At 67.4% G+C, this 17,299-nt stretch carries 20 protein-coding genes; 14 read left to right on the top strand and 6 right to left on the bottom strand.

What is annotated here, in order from left to right; translation table 11 throughout:
• Positions 1–39: 39 nt before the first annotated feature.
• Genes HQ314_RS18440 through HQ314_RS18450 form a run of 3 tightly spaced genes read right to left on the bottom strand, consistent with a single transcriptional unit; the run spans position 40 to position 1,780 of the window.
• Positions 40–516, bottom strand: coding sequence for an ATP-binding protein (locus HQ314_RS18440; RefSeq protein WP_308119482.1), 477 nt, complete (start codon positions 514–516; stop codon positions 40–42).
• Positions 517–533: 17 nt separating this feature from the next.
• Positions 534–926, bottom strand: coding sequence for an STAS domain-containing protein (locus tag HQ314_RS18445; protein ID WP_222650873.1), 393 nt, complete (start codon positions 924–926; stop codon positions 534–536).
• A complete protein-coding gene (locus tag HQ314_RS18450; RefSeq protein WP_222650874.1) occupies positions 923–1,780 on the bottom strand; it encodes a GAF and ANTAR domain-containing protein in 858 nt (285 codons plus the stop codon). The genes HQ314_RS18445 and HQ314_RS18450 overlap by 4 nt, the downstream gene beginning before the upstream one ends.
• A 349-nt stretch (positions 1,781–2,129) precedes the next feature.
• Here HQ314_RS18450 and HQ314_RS18455 point away from each other — a divergent pair, with 349 nt between their 5' ends.
• From HQ314_RS18455 to HQ314_RS18505, 11 genes are all read left to right on the top strand, one after another.
• Positions 2,130–2,930, top strand: a complete 801-nt coding sequence (locus HQ314_RS18455; RefSeq protein ID WP_222650875.1) for an enoyl-CoA hydratase-related protein — start codon at positions 2,130–2,132, stop codon at positions 2,928–2,930.
• A 77-nt stretch (positions 2,931–3,007) separates the two neighbouring features.
• Positions 3,008–3,304, top strand: a complete 297-nt coding sequence (locus HQ314_RS18460) for a hypothetical protein (protein WP_222650876.1) — start codon at positions 3,008–3,010, stop codon at positions 3,302–3,304.
• A complete protein-coding gene (locus tag HQ314_RS18465; protein WP_222650877.1) occupies positions 3,295–4,566 on the top strand; it encodes a molybdopterin-dependent oxidoreductase in 1,272 nt (423 codons plus the stop codon). Before HQ314_RS18460 ends, HQ314_RS18465 begins: the two co-directional genes overlap by 10 nt.
• Positions 4,563–5,075 carry a hypothetical protein gene (locus HQ314_RS18470; protein ID WP_307095905.1) on the top strand — a complete coding sequence of 171 codons (513 nt, stop codon included), beginning with the start codon at positions 4,563–4,565 and terminating at the stop codon, positions 5,073–5,075. Before HQ314_RS18465 ends, HQ314_RS18470 begins: the two co-directional genes overlap by 4 nt.
• Before the next feature lie 164 nt (positions 5,076–5,239).
• A complete protein-coding gene (locus HQ314_RS18475) occupies positions 5,240–5,929 on the top strand; it encodes a hypothetical protein (protein WP_222650878.1) in 690 nt (229 codons plus the stop codon).
• A 189-nt stretch (positions 5,930–6,118) separates the two neighbouring features.
• Positions 6,119–6,820, top strand: a complete 702-nt coding sequence (locus HQ314_RS18480; protein WP_197027722.1) for a class I SAM-dependent methyltransferase — start codon at positions 6,119–6,121, stop codon at positions 6,818–6,820.
• Positions 6,817–8,196, top strand: coding sequence for a hypothetical protein (locus HQ314_RS18485; protein ID WP_374197853.1), 1,380 nt, complete (start codon positions 6,817–6,819; stop codon positions 8,194–8,196). The genes HQ314_RS18480 and HQ314_RS18485 overlap by 4 nt, the downstream gene beginning before the upstream one ends.
• Before the next feature lie 42 nt (positions 8,197–8,238).
• Positions 8,239–9,300 carry an NAD(P)-dependent oxidoreductase gene (locus HQ314_RS18490; RefSeq protein ID WP_222650879.1) on the top strand — a complete coding sequence of 354 codons (1,062 nt, stop codon included), beginning with the start codon at positions 8,239–8,241 and terminating at the stop codon, positions 9,298–9,300.
• Positions 9,301–9,302: 2 nt separating this feature from the next.
• A complete protein-coding gene (locus HQ314_RS18495) occupies positions 9,303–9,959 on the top strand; it encodes a glycosyltransferase family 2 protein (protein ID WP_222650880.1) in 657 nt (218 codons plus the stop codon).
• Entirely contained in the window at positions 9,956–10,636 is a 681-nt protein-coding gene (locus HQ314_RS18500; RefSeq protein WP_222650881.1) for a DUF2064 domain-containing protein, read from the top strand. The genes HQ314_RS18495 and HQ314_RS18500 overlap by 4 nt, the downstream gene beginning before the upstream one ends.
• A 23-nt stretch (positions 10,637–10,659) precedes the next feature.
• Positions 10,660–11,040: a GtrA family protein gene (locus tag HQ314_RS18505; protein ID WP_027504477.1), complete on the top strand. Its 381-nt coding sequence runs from the start codon at positions 10,660–10,662 to the stop codon at positions 11,038–11,040.
• Between the two features lie 18 nt (positions 11,041–11,058).
• Here HQ314_RS18505 and HQ314_RS18510 read toward each other — a convergent pair whose 3' ends face one another.
• Positions 11,059–12,084, bottom strand: coding sequence for a YncE family protein (locus tag HQ314_RS18510; RefSeq protein ID WP_222650882.1), 1,026 nt, complete (start codon positions 12,082–12,084; stop codon positions 11,059–11,061).
• A gap of 209 nt (positions 12,085–12,293) precedes the next feature.
• On the opposite strand from HQ314_RS18510, the gene HQ314_RS18515 reads away from it, so the two are divergent.
• A complete protein-coding gene (locus HQ314_RS18515) occupies positions 12,294–13,235 on the top strand; it encodes an alpha/beta hydrolase (RefSeq protein ID WP_222650883.1) in 942 nt (313 codons plus the stop codon).
• A gap of 144 nt (positions 13,236–13,379) precedes the next feature.
• Positions 13,380–14,183, top strand: a complete 804-nt coding sequence (locus tag HQ314_RS18520; protein WP_222650884.1) for an alpha/beta fold hydrolase — start codon at positions 13,380–13,382, stop codon at positions 14,181–14,183.
• A 34-nt stretch (positions 14,184–14,217) separates the two neighbouring features.
• Here HQ314_RS18520 and HQ314_RS18525 read toward each other — a convergent pair whose 3' ends face one another.
• Positions 14,218–15,081, bottom strand: a complete 864-nt coding sequence (locus HQ314_RS18525; protein WP_222650885.1) for an NAD(P)H-binding protein — start codon at positions 15,079–15,081, stop codon at positions 14,218–14,220.
• Between the two features lie 31 nt (positions 15,082–15,112).
• On the opposite strand from HQ314_RS18525, the gene HQ314_RS18530 reads away from it, so the two are divergent.
• On the top strand, positions 15,113–16,084 hold the full coding sequence (locus HQ314_RS18530) for a cupin domain-containing protein (RefSeq protein ID WP_374197854.1): 972 nt from the start codon (positions 15,113–15,115) through the stop codon (positions 16,082–16,084).
• A 358-nt stretch (positions 16,085–16,442) separates the two neighbouring features.
• Here HQ314_RS18530 and HQ314_RS18535 read toward each other — a convergent pair whose 3' ends face one another.
• Entirely contained in the window at positions 16,443–17,291 is an 849-nt protein-coding gene (locus HQ314_RS18535; RefSeq protein ID WP_222650886.1) for an NAD(P)H-binding protein, read from the bottom strand.
• Positions 17,292–17,299 lie beyond the last annotated feature (8 nt).

A 17,299-nucleotide genomic window follows, 5' to 3' on the forward strand; every position in this document is an offset into this window, starting at 1 on the left:
CGGTTGCAGTATTCGGTTGTCGGAGAACGAGACCGGATGTCAGTGGAAAACAGGCTCCGGGTGTGGAGGTGCCATCGAGGACCACGTCGCGCGGACGGTGGTCCCCGTGCCCGAACGATCCACTGTCGACGATGTGCTCAGTGCCGTGATGAGCGGCAGACCATTACCGCGAAGAGCGTTGTGCACAGGTAGTTTCCACCGTCCAAGATCAGCGACGGTGACGTCCAGCGCGCCGAGGTCGACCGAGTAGGTGGCGCTGATCTGCATCGTGCCGACACCGTCCGTGTCGAGGTACGCGTGGTCGACGACATTGGCCATCGCTTCGTACACCGCCAGCACCACATCCGCTCTGCGGGCGTCGTCGAACGGCAGGATACGGAGCCAGGCGGCCAATGCTCTGCGTACGGCGCCGATGCACAGGGCGTCAGCGGGGACATCGGACATGACGAGGCCCGGGTTCCGGACGCTCGGACCGAGAGTGCTGTCTGCGACACCGTCATGGGTCGCGTCCAGCACGCCCGCCGTGCGACCGTTCAGGACGACACCGCGGCGAGGGCCGCGTCGAGGTCGGGGTGGAGCGAGAGCATCTCGTCCATTCCGACGAGCGTGAGTGGACGGGTGGTCGCGGGCCCGTTCGACACGACAGCGAGCGCGACGAGTGCGCCGAGCGCGCCGAGTCGGCGGTGCGTGTCGATGAGGGCCGTCATGCCGGTGGAAGAGAGAAAATCGACGTCGGTCAGGTCGATGATCACCGCGGAGGGCACGTCGTCCGACAGTGCTCGGTCGAGACCTGCCGTCAGCATGGGCGTGGACTCGAGGTCCAGATCGCCGCGGACCGACACGATGAGTACAGACCCGTTGCGGGCAACGGTGACCTGGACGGATCGTCGGTCGACGTCCTGCTCGCGTGCGCGATCAAGGGTCACTGCGGTACCGCCACGACCGAGGTGACCGTGCGTTCCGCGAGTACCGACACGCGCACGTTCTCACGTTGCGATTGCTCGACCAGGGCGGCGAAGGCCGCATCCGCGGTGATACCTCGAACTGCCATGACGATGCCCTTCGCCTGTTCGATGCAGGCACGGGTCTCCATCGCTCGACGCAGGTTGCCTGATTCCTTCCGCGCGTCCGCGGTGTGCCGCGATTCCCACACCGCGACCTCCACGGCGGTCACCAGCACCGTGACCAGCACCTCGTCGATGTCGCTGAAGCCGTGATCGCCGAAGCTGTAGACGTTCAGCGATCCCGCATGTTCGGAATCGACGTCCAGGGGTGCCGACAGGAAGCTGCGCACACCGGCCTCGGACGCTGCCGCAGCGAAGAGCGGCCATCGCGCCGCAGCATCCTCGACGTGCACGCACACGATGCGCCCGGTCCGGGCGGCTTCGAGGCAGGGCCCCTCGTTCACGCGGTACTGATCGGCATCGATGTCGCTGACTCGGGAATCCGACCGCGCCGCGGTCTCCGGGTTCGCCGCGTCGTGATGCAGGAGGGTCACCCCGGCCATGTCCGCTCCGGGGATCGCGGCGACCGCCTGTTCGCACAAGCCCTGGAGGAGGATCTCGAACCGACTGTGCGACAGCAGGAGTCCACGAAAGGCGTCCAATGCGTCGAAGGTGTCCGCGGCGAAGTACCGCATCGTGATCGCCGTGCGAACCCCGCCGGCCGTGCGGGACGACAACGCTCCTGCGATCTCGTCGTCGAAGGCGTTCGCGGCGGCCAGTGCGGCCGCCGTGCTGTGATCGTCCGGGGGCAGGCCGGACGTGACCGAATCCGTCATGCGGAGTCCTCTGTGGTGCAGTCATGACACCTGTCGACGTGCGCGGAGGACGCTGCGCGGTGATGACTTCACCGGATGCGCCCAACCGTACGCCGCGTGTCGACCCCACACACGGTATGTCGCAATGCGCGACCCCCGTACGAACGGTCGATGCTCGTCGGACGCGCACTTACTAGTGACGTGTGGGTGCGCGGGAGGTGGCACGGCGCAGGAATGCGCGGTCACGACCACGGGACAGTGTGGCCGGGTTGTGAGACCGCCAGACAATGGTTCGGCCGCTCTCTCGGTGGAAGGCCCGAATCTAAAATTCATGCATGGAGCACCCAGAAGTTCGCCGAAACGGCCTGTCATGACTGCCGCAGTGGAGCAAAAAGGCTCTGTCTCCGTCGAGATCGACGGTGCGGTCGCATGGGCCGTGATCAGCAATCCGACCCGTCGCAACGCATTGAGCGCAGCGATGATGCGCGATCTGCACGCGCGACTGCAAGAGCTGGACAAACGCCCCGACGTCCGCGCCATCGTGCTGCGCGGGGAAGGTTCGGAGGCATTCGTCTCCGGAGCCGACATCTCGGAGTTCGAATCGCAGCACGGTTCCACCGATGCCAAGCAGGCCGCCGACGACGCCATTGCCGCGTTGTTTTTCGGACTCGCCGCCATGCACACGCCGACCATCGCGATGGTGCACGGCTTCTGCATGGGCGCCGGCGTCGCCGTCGCGCTCACCGCGGACATCCGCATCGCCGATGAGGCGTGCGCGTTCGCGATTCCCGCCGCACGTCTGGGAATCGCATACCCGGTTCCGCCGACGCGCGTGCTGCAACGCATGGTCGGCTCCGGTCACGCCGCCGAGATGCTGTACACCGGCGGTCGCGTCACGGCAGAGACCGCTCTCTCCATCGGTCTCGTGAATCGGGTGGTCCCGAAAGACCAGTTGCACGAGGCCGTGCGCACACTCGCGACGACCATCGCGGCCAATTCGCCCATGTCGGTGCGGGCTGCGAAGGTGGCCCTCGCGAGCGACCTCTACCCGGAGATGCTCTCCGAAGCCGAGGCTTTCGTGGCCATGTGCGCCGGCTCGGACGATGCCGTGGAAGGTGGGCGCGCCTTCATGGAGAAGCGGCGACCCACGTTCACAGGCGTCGTGTCCTGACGCAGTCCTGCAACCACGTTCGGGTTGCGAGAATCATGTGGGCCGGTCGCACCGACTGAACGCATCGGGTCGAGGCGGTGCTCGAGGTGCGTTCGGTGTTCGCGTTCGCGCTGGCTGCCGGGGAGTCGACCACCGGTTCACTGGAGTTGTACCGCACCCCGCCGGGGGAGCTGACCGTCGTGCAGCACACCACAGCCGCGATGATCGGGTCGGCGTTGGTGGCGGAGGTCGCCGCCACCAGCCCGACCGACGAGGTAGCAGGGCTCGAACACGCCGCTGTGGAGAAGTTTTCGCGCACGGAGGTGCACACGGCCATCGGGATGCTCGCTGCCCAGTTCGCTCGCACGGCGAGCGTCGACGTGCCATGGTGGTGAGCATCAGTCGTCGGGGTAGTCGAAGGGTCGTGCCGTTGCCTCCTCTGCCCCAGTTCCAGAGTGCGATCCGCGGTCCGTGGTTGACGTCGGTGTTCGGTGCCGTCCTTCTCGTGTCGCTGCCGGTGATCACCGTGACCGGTCTGCTGTCCTACATCGCGTACGGGCCGCAGTTCGGGCAGGCCCGCCCGGGGGACGTGGGGTGGTTGAGGTTGCCCCAATTCGACTGGCCGACCGATCCGTCCTGGATCTATCGGCTGAACCAGGGCCTGCACGTCACGCTCGGCATCGTCATCATTCCGTTGGTGCTCGCGAAGCTGTGGTCGGTGATGCCGAAGCTGGTGCAGTGGCCGCCGGTCCGATCCCCGGCGCAGGCGCTCGAGCGGCTCAGCCTGTTGATGCTGGTCGGTGGTGTGCTGTTCGAGATTGTCACCGGTGTGCTCAACGTCCAGTACGACTACGTCTTCGGCTTCGACTTCTACACGGCCCACTACTTCGGGGCATGGGTGTTCATTGCCGGATTCCTCGCGCACGTGGCTGTCAAGGTTCCGGTCATGAGGAGGACGTTGCGACAGACGTCGCTGTCCGAGGTGCTCCGCGAGCGCAATCGAGCGGCCGGGGTGGAACCGGAGCACGAGCAGAAGGCGCCGGACGGCATCTCTCGGCGCGGGGCCCTTGCACTCGTGGCCGGCGGGAGCGGACTGCTGGCGGCACTCACTATCGGGCAGACCATCGACGGGCCATTGCGATCGACCGCTCTGCTGGTGCCCCGCGGCCGCTCCTACGGCGACGGGCCGAACGACTTCCAGATCAATCGCACGGCGGTCGCAGCGGGAATCGATCCGGCGTCCACCGGGGATTCATGGCGTGTGGAGTTGTCGGGAAAGACGAGCGTGGTTCTCGACCGAGCGGCCCTGGAGGCGATGGAGCAGCACACTGCGGTCCTACCGATTGCGTGCGTCGAGGGGTGGTCGACGACGCAGGAGTGGACCGGGGTACGGCTGCGAGACCTTGCCGGCCTCACCGGCGTGTCCGACGGCGCCGCCACAGTCAGCTCACTGGAACAAGGAGGCGCGTTCGCGCAGGCGACGCTGGCACAGAATCAGGTGTGGCATCCGGACTCGCTTCTCGCGTTGACCGTCAACGGTGAGGCGCTGTCGCTCGACCACGGCTATCCCGCGCGGGTGATCGTTCCCGGCCTTCCCGGTGTCCACAACACCAAGTGGGTGTCGCGTATCGACTTCGCACGCGGGGCCGATCGGTGAGGCGGCTCTACGGGGCGGGCGCCGCTCATGCGGCCGTCATGGTCGTGTCCTTCGTCCTCGCGGGTGCCGCCGTCCTGACTCTCGGGGTGGACGCACTGTGGAACCCGGACAGGTGGTGGCAGTCGATCGCCGTGTGGTTCATCGGCGCGGCGATCCTGCACGACCTCGTTCTGTACCCGCTGTACTCGCTGGCGGATCGGGCGACGCGCCCGACTCGCAACTGGACGGTTCGACAGGTTTCGGTGCGCCAGCACATCCGGGTGCCGGCTCTCGGCGCCGCGCTGACGCTGCTGGTCTTCTTCCCGGGCGTCCTGAACACCGACGACACTGCCATCGTCGCGGCCACGGGCCTGAACCGTGACCCGTATCTCGAGCGGTGGCTGTGGCTCGTGGCGGTCATGGTCGCGATCAGCGTCGCCGTGTTCCTGGTGCGGGTGCTCGCGGCGGTGAGGCGGCCGTCACCTGCGATGCCACGCGTCCACGACCGGACGGATACACAGGGCGCGTAGATGTGGCGCGAAAATGGCTGTGCTACAACGTTCTACGTCCGATCGGGTGAGGTTCCACCATCGCTGCCACGCAGGTGGCCGCGGGAACGATTGCGGTCGAACACCATCCATGGGCCGTGTCGCGGCGAATGTGGAGTAACCATTACCGACGACAAGGAGCTGATATGTTCACCATCCGTAAATCCGTGGCCGCTACTGCGATCGGCGTGATGTCCCTGATTCCGCTGGCCGCCTGCTCGTCCAGTGACGACGGCGGATCGGCAGCGACGACGTCCAGTTCGTCCTCCGCCGCCGCATCGACGTCCACTCAGCCCGAACCTGCCGCGCAGGTCGATGCTTTGACCGGCGTGGACACCGCCGTTGCGCTCGATACCGGCTTCACGGACGCTCTGACCACGCTCGGGTTGACCCCGGGAACCGTGGGCACGGCGACCCTCGCGGATGGATCACTTCGATTCCCGATCACCGGCGGCAACGTCAAGTACTGGACGCCGGGCACGGTCGATCCGTACGTGCAGGGCTCCATCGACCACGAAGGCAGCGGATTGTCCCTGACCGCCGGCGGCACCACGGTGGAGCTGACCAACTTCGTCATCGATCCGGGCACCTCACTGCTCATGGGTGATGTGACCGTCAACGGAGAGAGCGCCGCCACCGACGCCGTGCTGTTCGATCTCGACGGCCGCACCCTCGAGCCGCTGGCCACCGGCCCGAACAACACCGCGATTCTGCAGGGCACGACCGTGCATATCTCCGAGACCGCCGCCGGCCTGCTGAACGAGACGTTCAAGACCGACGCCGTCACCCCGGGACTGCTCGTGGGAGTCGCCACGATCACCGTCAACACGCAGTAACGAGGCACAGCCTCTTACCCGGCCCACATCGACACCGATGTGGGCCGGATCGTGTCGACGAGTCGGGCGATGGCCCCTGAACGTGGAAAACGACTGAACGCGACGTTTGTCGCCGACGTCCACCGGGAATGGACAATCATCCACATCGAGGAAGTGCCGGACCAGTCGGGGTCTGTAGAAGGGACAAGCGTGACAGCGACTTCGGCGGGCGAGGCCCCTGACAATTTCGATGTTCTGTTCGACACTGCCTCCACCGGTACCGCGTGGTGGGTGCGGCACCGGGACGGCCGACGGAACTTGTTGCCGGTCGGGCGTTGGCTCGGCGGCGAGCACGCAGACGCCGATGACCGCGCAGTGGACGAGACGTTGCTCGCCCTCTGCCGGGGGCGCACGATCGATCTCGCGTGCGGGCCGGGCCGGTTGGTCGAGGAACTGCGGCGACGGGGAGTATCGGCGATGGGTGTGGACACGTCCCCGGCAGCTGTCGCGCTGGTCCGCGAACGTGGTGCCAAAGCCGAGCTGGCCGACATCTTCGACATCGTTCCACACGAAGGGCATTGGGACACAGTGCTTCTCGTCGACGGGAACATCGGAATCGGTGGTGATCCCGGCCGTGTCATCGGTCGTGCGCACGACATCGCGTGCGAGAGCGGGACGGTGCACGTCGAAGTGGCAACGCCCGGAACGGGATTCGTCGCCGAATGTCTGCGTATCGAGAACGACGAGACTGCGGGGCCCTGGTACGACTGGGCGCGAATCGATGCGGACACGCTGGCGCCACTCGCCGCGGCACGAGGGCTGGTACCGGTCGGTGTGACCGCGATCGCCGGTCGGCACTTCGCTCACTTCGTCAAACCCCCGTACGGTTCGGCCCCCGAGACTTCCGAGTGAGCGGCCCGACCGCGACCGATCGGCGGCGCGGGTGGGTTCCTCGAGTTCACGAACTGATCGGCGCACTACTTGCGGCTGCATTGGTCGTCGCGGCAGTGGTCGTGGCGCGGCGGGAGAATGCCGTCGTCACTCCGCTGATCGACGGCATGGGCTTCGACTTCGACGATTTCGCGTCGCTCGCGCCGCTGTTCGGGCGGGTGGGCGCTCATGTGGGCCCGGGTACCCCGGTCGCGGTGATCGTCGGCGTCCTGGTGGTGATTTTCGGCCCGTCCGTGGCGGCACGCATGTCGTGGCGGCTCCTGCTCCTCGTGACCTGGGCGACGACCCTTGTCTGGACCGTCGGACTGGCTGCGGTCGACGGCTGGCAGAGAGGGTTCGTCGACAAGTTGACGTCCCGCGACGAGTATCTGTCCGAAGTCGGCGGGATCGACGACATCGGGGCCACGCTGCGTGGGTTTTCCGACCGGATCGTCGACGGCCAGGCGGACTCGTGGGCCACGCACGTCTCCGGCCATCCCCCCGGCGCCATCCTGACGTTCGTGTGGTTGGACCGCATCGGACTCGGGGGAGGCGCGGCCGCCGCATGGTTGTGTGTGATCGTCGGGTCATCGGCCGCCGTCGCCACCGCTGTCGCCGTGGCAGCGCTCGTCGGCCGCGACACCGCCCGACGGTTGATCCCGTTCTCCGTGATCGCGCCCAGCGCGATCTGGATCGGTGTCTCCGCGGACGGATTCTTCACCGGTGTGTCCGCCTGGGGCATCGCCCTCCTGACCGTCGCAGCAGCCGGTCGACGAGCGCGACACGACGTCGCGGCCGTCGCGGCGGGTCTCCTGCTCGGGTTCTCGGTCTACCTCAACTACGGCCTCGCCCTAATGGGACTGCCGGCCCTGGCGGTCCTGATCGCCTCTCGCCGCGTGCGGCCACTGGTACCGGCGATCGGCGGCGCCCTCGTCGTCGCCGGCCTCTTCACCGCGTCGGGCTTCTGGTGGTTCGACGGGTACGTCGCGGTCCAGGAACGGTATTGGCAGGGCATCGCGTCAGCGCGCCCGTTCCAGTACTGGAGTTGGGGCAACATCGCGGCTCTGGTGTGTGCGGTGGGACTCGCGGTGCCCGCTGCGCTGTCCCGCGTGGTGTCACTGCCGCGTGTGCGACGTGCCGAGCCTGTGACTCTGCTCGTGGTGGCCGCTCTGCTGGCGGTGGCTTTCGCGGACCTGAGCAGGCTGAGCAAGGCGGAGACGGAACGCATCTGGCTGCCGTTCCAAGTGTGGATGACGGTTGCCACTGTCGCGATCGGGGACCGCTCGGTGCGCTTCTGGCTGGCAGCGCAAGTCGTGCTGGCACTCGCGATCAACCATCTGACGTACACGAACTGGTGAGCGACCCGTCCCCCCCTCGATCGACACGACAAGGAGAAAACGATGCACGTGTTACTCACCGGCGCGGCCGGTTTCATCGGTGAACACATTCACGAAGCACTACTGGCGGCCGACCACGACGTGACGGCTGTCGACGCGTTCCTACCCTCGGCGCACGGCTCGACGCCACTGCACGCGCCGAACGTCACGACGGTCGACGTCCGCGACCCCGGCGCTCTGGACGATGTCATGGCGGGGGTCGACGTGGTGTGTCACCAGGCCGCCGTCGTCGGAGCCGGCGTCAGCACTGCGGACGCACCCGCATACGCCAGCCACAACGACCTGGGTACTGCCGAAGTACTTGCTGCGATGGCCCGAGCCGAGTGTCGGAAGCTGGTTCTCGCGTCATCGATGGTCGTCTACGGCGAAGGTCGCTACCGCTGCCCCGTGCACGGTGTCGTCCGTCCGCGCCCCCGGAACCCGTCGGATCTGCGGAACGGGGTCTTCGATGCGAAGTGCCCGGAGGGTGACGAGCCGGTGACGTGGGAGACGGTGGACGAGGACGCTCCGCTCGAGCCCCGAAGTCTCTATGCAGCAAGCAAACTCGCGCAGGAGAACTATGCACTCGCCTGGTCGCTGGCGACGGGCGGATCGGTCACGGCGCTGCGCTACCACAACGTCTACGGTGACCGAATGCCGCGTGACACACCGTATTCCGGTGTCGCCGCGATGTTCCGCTCATCGCTCGAGGGCGGTGAATCACCGACTGTGTACGAGGACGGTGGGCAGATGCGAGATTTCGTCGATGTCCGGGACGTCGCCGCCGCCAACCTTGCCGCCGTCGAGCACGACGGAGCGGGGTTCGTGGCCTGCAACGTCTGTTCGGGACACCCGATCTCGATCGGTGAGGTGGCCCGCATTCTGTGTCGTGCACACGGCGGCGGCATCGAGCCGAAGGTGACGGGTCAGTTCCGTCCCGGCGACGTGCGGCACATCGTTGCCGGTGCCGATCGGGCCGACAGAATTCTCGGATTCCGAGCTGCCGTCGGTCCGGACGAGGGCCTGACGCGGTTCGCGTCGGCACCGCTTCGGGCGGCATCCGATGGCTCGGCCCCGGTGGTGTGACGATGATCGATCCTTCCGATGTCACGGTCGTACTCCCGTGCCGCAACGAGGCGCAATCTCTTCCCGATGTTCTCGACGCCGTGCCCGACGGCTATCACCGTCTGGTCGTCGACAACGGCTCCACCGACGGCACTGCGGACGTGGCCCGCGCGCACGGGGCGCACGTGGTCATCGAGGCGATACCCGGATACGGCTCCGCCGTGCACGCCGGAATCACCGCTGCCCGAACGACCGTCGTGGCTGTCATGGACGGGGACGGGTCGATGGACCCGCGCGAGCTGCCCGGTCTCGTCGCAGCGTTGGACTCCGCCCAACTCGTCGTCGGTCGGCGCCGCCCGGTGCACCGCAGTGGCTCGCCGTGGCACGCCCGCCTCGGCAACAAGGCCATTGCCTGGCGTCTGCGCAGACGGCTGAAGATCGACGTCCACGACATCGGCGCTCTTCGGGTGGCACGCCGCGAGGATCTGCTCTCGCTCGACGTCCCGGACCGACGCTCCGGTTACCCGCTGCAGCTGCTGGTTCTCGCCGCTCGGGCAGGGTGGACAGTTGTCGAGCGCGACATCACCTACCGCCCGCGTACCGGGGGAGTGTCGAAGGTGTCGGGGTCGGTTCGCGGCACGGTGGTGGCCGTCTGGGATTTTGCGAAGGTGATTCCATGATCGACGCGACGCTGCTCGTCATCGCGAAAGCGCCGGTACCCGGCTTCGCCAAGACTCGATTGATGGCCGCCATGACCGCCGAGGACGCCGCGTCGGTGGCGGCCGCGGCGCTGCTCGACACACTCGCCGCGGCGAGGCAGGCTCCTTTCGCCCGGCGGGTGGTCGCGATGACCGGCGACCTGGCCGAGGCGATGCGCAGCGACGAGATCCGAGAGTCCCTGGCAAATTTTCTGGTAATCGACCAACGCGGGGGCGGATTTGCGGAACGCCTGATTCATGCGCATCACGACGCCGCCGGATCCGGTTCCGTCGTGCAGATAGGCATGGACACACCGCAGGTCGACCCCGCGATGCTCACCGACATCGGTGAGGCTCTGGCACCGTCGTCGGCGATCCTGGGCCGTGCCGAGGACGGAGGGTGGTGGGTGCTCGGACTGCACGACGCATCCGATGCAAACGCCCTGCGGGCAGTGGAGATGTCCACCGACCGCACCGGGGACGACACCCGGGACGCCCTGCAGCGCTGCAGCCTCGTCGTCGGTGCAGCACCGACTCTGCGTGACGCCGACGAACTCGTCGATCTCGACCCGATCGCACGACAGTGCCACCCGGACAGCGAGTTCGCTCGATGCGTGGCTGCACTCCCTGTTTCGAGGCCGACGGGGGAGACACTCTGACCGCGACTTCCGGCACCCGGAGTGTGCTGTTCCGCTTCTATCTGGTCGGCGGTGCGAGCGCCGCCGCGTACGTTCTGTTGTTTCTGGTGTTCCGAGTCGTCATGTCGTCCCAGGCCGCGAACGTGCTCGCGCTCCTGGTCTCTGCGCTCGCCAACACCGCGATCAACCGCCGGTTCACCTTCGGAATCCGTGGAACCGATGCGATCGTTCGCCAGTACGTGCAAGGGCTCGTCGTCTTCGCCCTCGGGCTGGCGGTCACCAGCGGCTCGTTGGTACTCCTCCACAGGTGGGTACCCGATGCATCGCGAGCAATCGAGGTGTCCGTCCTGGTGGCCGCGAACCTCGTGGCCACGGTCGTGCGCTTCGTCGGGTTGCGCCGGGTGTTCACTGAACACCGATCGTGAACGCCGCACGAGCACGTGTCACGACACGTCGACACTGTCGGCCGGGATGATCTGCAGGCTCGAGTCCGCGCCGGGATCACTGCCTGTCACCAACACGTTTCCCGTTCGTGGATCCACGGCAACGGAATTGGCCTGACGAACCGTCGGCAAGTCGACCACGATCCGCGGCGATGCCGGCTCGGCCACATCGACGACACGAAGGATGTTGCTCTCGGTCAGCGTGATCAGAAGGAGCTTCCGATCGGCGTCGTAGGCGAGCCCGTAAGGATTACCGGGTGCGTCGATGCGAGCGACCTCGCTGATGTCGGGAGTGATGCGTTCGAGGTATACCGCGCCACCGTCTGTGTCGGCGAAGGCAGCGAGGTCGGCGCCGAGGGATGTCGCATGCGTCAGTTTGGTTCCCAGTGGGGCCTGTGCAACCAGCTTCTGGTCCGGCCCGCTGTAGATCCAGATCCCGTTGCCCTGCACATCTGCGACAGCTGCGTAACTGCCGACGGCCGCAACGCCGCCCGGCTGTACGGGGCCGGCGGGGAGAGATGCTGTCACGACACCGTTGCGGACGAAGACGGCTCCGCCGCCCATCTCGTTGGTCACGACGGTCGTGCCGTCGGCCGTCACCACGGCATCGTGCGGTTGCCGTCCGACGCCCCGGGTGGTGGAGAGCGTCGCTCCGTTCGCCGGATCGACCAGGAGCAGTTCGTCACTGGACTCCAGGGGCGCGAGTACCGGTCCGTCCGGGCCGGCGAGGGAGAGGTGCCGCGGGGCGCCGACCGTCGGCACGAACGATCGCTCGACTCCGGTCGCCGCGTCGAGCAGCCTCAGGCCATCGGGTTCACGCACTGCGGCGACGGCGATGCCGGACGACGTGACGACGATTCCCTCGGGTGCGCCCGGAAGCGGAACGACGGTGCCGATCGGATCCTGCGCTGCGGGCGCCCTAGCCGGTTCGGCGGCGGGTGTCTGCGTCGGCGCAGGTGCAGTGTCGTCGGTGGAACAGCCGGCGACGAGAGCCAGTACCGACAGGGCGACGACGATGCGTTTCACGGTGAACCACCGAGCTTCTCTAGTGCGTCCAGGCACGTTCTGCGTCCAGGCACGTTCGTCGTATACGTACCCAGCACGTTCACGCGGGAAACCCGAGTCGAGCTCCCACGAGCACAACCGAGCTCGAGTCTGTCGGAATCGGTGCACGGAGCCGGGCTGATAGCGTCGATCGTCTCCACGCTTTATCGCACGAGGGGAACGACGAGACGATGACGGGCACACTCACCTGGCACGACGACGTCAGTCCGCAGGCACGCGTCCTGTCGGCGGCGATGAAGGCGGTCCTCAAGCCGACCCTGAGTATGTGGCCGCTCACCGACGGCGGCATCAAGGCCATCGGGCACCTCGATCGCGTCGTCGACCGACTGCCGAAGCCGCCTCGCGTCACCATCGACCAGGTGGTTCTCGGTGGTGTGCCCTGCGAGAAGACGACACATCCTCGGACGGCCACCGGCTCTCTGGCCGGTGCGACGGTTCTCTACTTTCACGGCGGCGGCTTCGTCTTCTGCGGACTGGCGACCCACCGCGGTGCATGTGCCATGATCGCCGCCCGTGCGGGTGTTCCGGTGTACTCCGTGGAGTACCGGCAGATTCCGTACGGCGGCATCGGTACGTCGATCTTCGATGCCATGGCCGCCTACCGCGCCGCGTCGGCGACGGTGGCCGATCCGTCGAAGATCATCGTGGCGGGAGACTCGGCCGGCGGTTACCTCGCGATGAAGGTCGCCGAACTGGCTGCGCTGGAAGGGTTGACACCACCCGCGGCCGTTCTGGGGTTCTCGCCGTTGCTCAATCTGGACCTGAGGAGCCATTCCCGTGCGTTCATGAAGCGGGACGCGTATCTGCCGATGAAACAGGTTCTCGCGCTGGAGGATCGTTGGATGAACGGGCCGGACGCCATCCCGGGCGCAGCGTCTCCGATCGATGCCGATCCATCGGTGTATCCGCCGGTGTTTCTCTCCTCGGCGCAGTACGAGTTGATGCGCCCGGACGTGGAGGCGATGACGCGGAAGCTCGAGGATGCCGGCCGGATCGTCGAGACCCATGTGTGGCGGGGTCAGGTGCACGCATTTCCCGTGTTGGCAGGCGTACTTCCGGAAGGCCGCGAGACGCTGCGGAGCGCGGTGGACTTCGCTGCGCGCCACCTCTGAGCCGTTCAGACGATTCCACCCGAGCTGGTCGTCGCTCCCGCGTGGTGCACGCGCACGGCTCGGTTGTCGAATGTCCCGACCCATCGCACGGATACTGTCCACACTCCACATCGGTGGTGCCCGTCTCGGACCGATACTTGTCCCGTGACCGACATCGATGTCTCCGCACTGCTTCGCTACAGCAGGACCGGCCGGGGAGCGCCCATGCTCCTGATTCACGGGATCGGGCATCGACATCAGGTGTGGGACCCCGTGATTCCGGCACTGGCAGATCACTTCGACACCGTCGCGATCGATCTCCCGGGCTTGAAAGAGAGCGATCCCCTCGGCGACGGTGACGCACCCACGCCGGCGCGACTGGCGGACCGGGTGGAGCTGGTGATGGACGAACTGGGCTGGGACAGTGCGCACCTCGTGGGCAATTCGCTCGGCGGGTGGCTCTCGTTGGAGCTCGCGCGCCGTGGCCGGGCGACGTCCGTGTGTGCACTCATGCCCGCCGGGCTGTGGCGCTCGACGGGCGGCACAGCCCGTGTGCGTCGGCAGGTGCTCTTCTCCGTGTGGGTGCACGGGTCTCGCGTTCCGGGTGCGGGGTTCCTTCTGCGCCGGCCACTGCCGCGGACCGTCGCCTTGTTCGGGCTGTTCGGCCGTCCGTGGCGCATCCCGTCGGTGGTGGCAGCCGACGATGCACGCAACCTCGCCACGTGCGACTTCGACCGCACGATGTCAGCCCTCGAAGGCACTCGCTTCGGCGGCGGAGCCGAGATCGATGTCCCGATCACCGTGGTCTACGGGGGCAGAGACCCGCTCATCCGTGCAGCGGAGACGGACCTCGACGGGCTGCCGTCCCTCGCCGCCGTCATCGTGCACGAGCATCTGGGGCACGTTCCCACGTGGGACGATCCTGATCTCGTGGCGGCTGTGATCCGGGGTTCGACCACGGCGTCGTGAGCAGACGTGGGAACGCCACGCTTTCGGTAGACGCTCACGCCCGCGACGCCAGGTAGTCGTCCACCGTCGTCGGGGCGCGGGGGTCGTCCCCCGTCGCGGCGACGCGTCCTGCAGAGAATGCATGGTGCATCTCGACCTGCAATCTCGCTGCATCGTCGGAGAATCCGACCTGGAGTAGCTGGGTCATCGTCTCCTCGTCGGGGAGCTGCTGGTAGGGGAGCTGGCCGATGCCCTGTGCTCGGCCGACCGCAGCGGCGAGGTCTGTCAGGGTGAGATCGACTGCGGTCCTGATCTCGCGGATGGTGGTGCCCTGGTGCTCGGGTTCCTCGACTGCCGCGGCCGCGGCTGCGCCGACGTCGCCGGCCGCCACCATCGGCAGGGGCACGTCGGGGGCGATGGAGTCCTGGAGTGCCCCGATGCGGCGGAGGTGGGGCAGGACGGGGTCGAGATTGTCGAAGAAGTAGCCGGGTCGGAGAAGGACGAGATCGGTCTCGAGGGCGGTTAGTCGCTGCTCCTGAGCGTGCAGTGCGGTGAGGAATCCGGTCCCGTGCTCGAGTTCGGCGCCCAGAGAACTGAGTGCGACGACGCGTGGCACCCGTGCTCGTCGGAGTGCGTCGGTGATGGAGGACCCGATGTCGTTCATGTGTGCTCGGACGTCGGGTGCTGTGGGGTCGAACGGGACGAGGACGTAGGCCGCGTCCACGCCGGTGAACGCGGTGGTGAGGAAGTCGGTGTCGGTCAGGTCGCCCGTGTGCGTGGTGGCAGCCGGGTGTGGGTGGGGCCGTGCGGTGCGCGCGACACGGCGTACTTTCCATCCGCGGCCGAGGAGCGTGTCGGTGAGGCGTCGTCCGGTTCGGCCGGTGGCGCCGAGAACAGTGATGGTTCGTTGTGTGGTCACGATGGTCACGGTGCCGGGTTCGTGGTGGACAATGAATACCGTGGAGTCCACCGTTGATGATCGATCGTCCAGGATGTGGCGCGGTGACGACGCGCTCGGCGACGCCCTGCACTCGCTGCGGATGCGTGGGGTGTTCTACGTTCGATCGGAACTGACGGCTCCCTGGGGTCTCGACATCCCCGCGATGGAGGACTGCCTGTGGTTTCACGCACCGGTGGTGGGATCGTGCCTGCTCGACCTGCCAGGGACGAAACCTCGGCTGGTGGGCGAGGGTGAGTGCGTGCTGGTCCCGCACGGTCGAGGCCACCGGGTGGTGGACGATCCGTCCTCCCTGTCGGTGTCGATGTACGACCCGCAGCCCGAGTGGATCTCGGACCGCTTCATCGTTCTGGAGCACGGCGGCGGGGGCGAGCGGGCCGTGTTGATCTGTGGCGCCGTGAAGTTCGATCATCCGATTTCCCGCTCACTCCTCGACGTGCTGCCCGACGTGCTGGTGGGTGATCGCGGGTCTGCGGTCTCGGCCGCGGTACTGGAACTGCTCGCGAACGAGGCCGCTGCCCGCCGGCCGGGTGGGGAGGCCGTGGTGACGCGGCTTGCCGACATCCTGATCATCGATCTCGTCCGAGCGTGGCTCCGAGAGGAGGGCGCTGAGATCGGCGGCTGGCTGGGGGCGTTGCGCGACAGACAGATCGGTGCCGCGGTCATCGCGATGCACCGGCATCCGGAGCGGCCGTGGACGGTGGCGGATCTGGCTCGGACGGCGGCGATGTCTCGATCCGCCTTCGCCGCGCGGTTCACCGCGCTGGTGGGTGAGGCCCCGCTGGTCCACCTGACCCGTCGGCGCATGCAGCTCGCGGCGGCGGAGCTCATGAGATCGAACGCCACCATCTCCTCGGTCGCGGCCTCGTTCGGATACGGGTCCGACGCGGCGTTCTCACGAGCATTCACCCGCATCATGGGTCGGTCCCCGTCGTCGATGCGGCACTCAGGGTCGGCGTCGTAGGGGCATCCTGTTGTCCGACAACCCCTCACATCGGACGAAGACTCGGAGCGGGACGAACGGAGGCTATGCCTCAGCCTTCCGCGCTGCCACACGGTGGGCGGCATCCTGCACGAACCAGTAGGCCACCAGGCCGACGTACACGCCGACGAGCCCGCCGGTCACCCGTACGCCGCGCCGACGAGACAGAGACTCCCACGACACAGACATCGCACACCCTCTCACCGAACACGTCACCGATCCGGTGATTGTCCTCCGAACATGCCGATCAGCACAACGGCTGCGGGTGACGGCGGAACGACCGGTCTGAGTCTCGCTGTCCTGGAGTGCCACCCTCGGGTTCTGACGGGCGCCGTGGAGGCTACGCGAGAGTGAGCGCGTCGCGCACGGTCGCGGGCGACCTGCCGAGCAACTGTCCCAGCAGTGGATCGACGCCGGCGAACCAACCGCCGGCTGCAGCGTCGAACATCCCGAGTGTGAAGCGAGCTGCGAATTCCGGCTGCCCCGAAGCGACCCGGGCTGCGATCCAGTCCTCGGGGTCCATCAGGACTCGCCGTACCGTCCGCCCGGCCACGTCGGAAGCGATCGCCGCCACCTCCTCGAAGGTGGGCGCGGACTCGGCGGTCACCGTGACCGGTCCGTCGTACGCGCCGTTCGATGCGATGATCGCCGCCGCAGCCTCCGCCGAATCCGCTCGGGACGTCCACGACACCGGACCGTCGGCCGGAACGGTGATGACGCCGGACTCGCGCCAGGGGCCCGTCGACCAGGCCAGGCTGTGGGCGTAGAAGCCGTTGCGCAGCGAGGTCCACGGCAGGCCGGAACCCGCCAGCAGCCGCTCCGTCGCCGCGTGGTCTCGACCCGGACCGAATGGCGTGTCGTCCGCGGCCCCCTGATGACTCGTGTACAGGATTCGCCCCACGCCCGCGGTGACGGCCGCGTCGATCGCGTTGCGGTGCAGGGAGACTGCGTCGGCCCTCGGATCACTGGACGAGACGAGCAGCAGCTGATCGGCATTCGCGAACGCGTCCGGCAGCGATGCCGGGTCTGCGTAGTCGCCGTGGCGCACCTCGATGCCGAGATCGGCGAAGCGTCGGGCCCTGGACGCGTCTCTGACCGCCACCGCGATCTCCGAAGCGGGGCGATGTCTGAGCAGGTGGTCGACAGTGGCGCCGTTCAGCGCGCCGGTGGCGCCGGTGATGACGATCATGAGTGCCT

The organism is Rhodococcus sp. BP-332 (genome assembly GCF_019836065.1).
Taxonomy (GTDB): domain Bacteria; phylum Actinomycetota; class Actinomycetes; order Mycobacteriales; family Mycobacteriaceae; genus Rhodococcoides.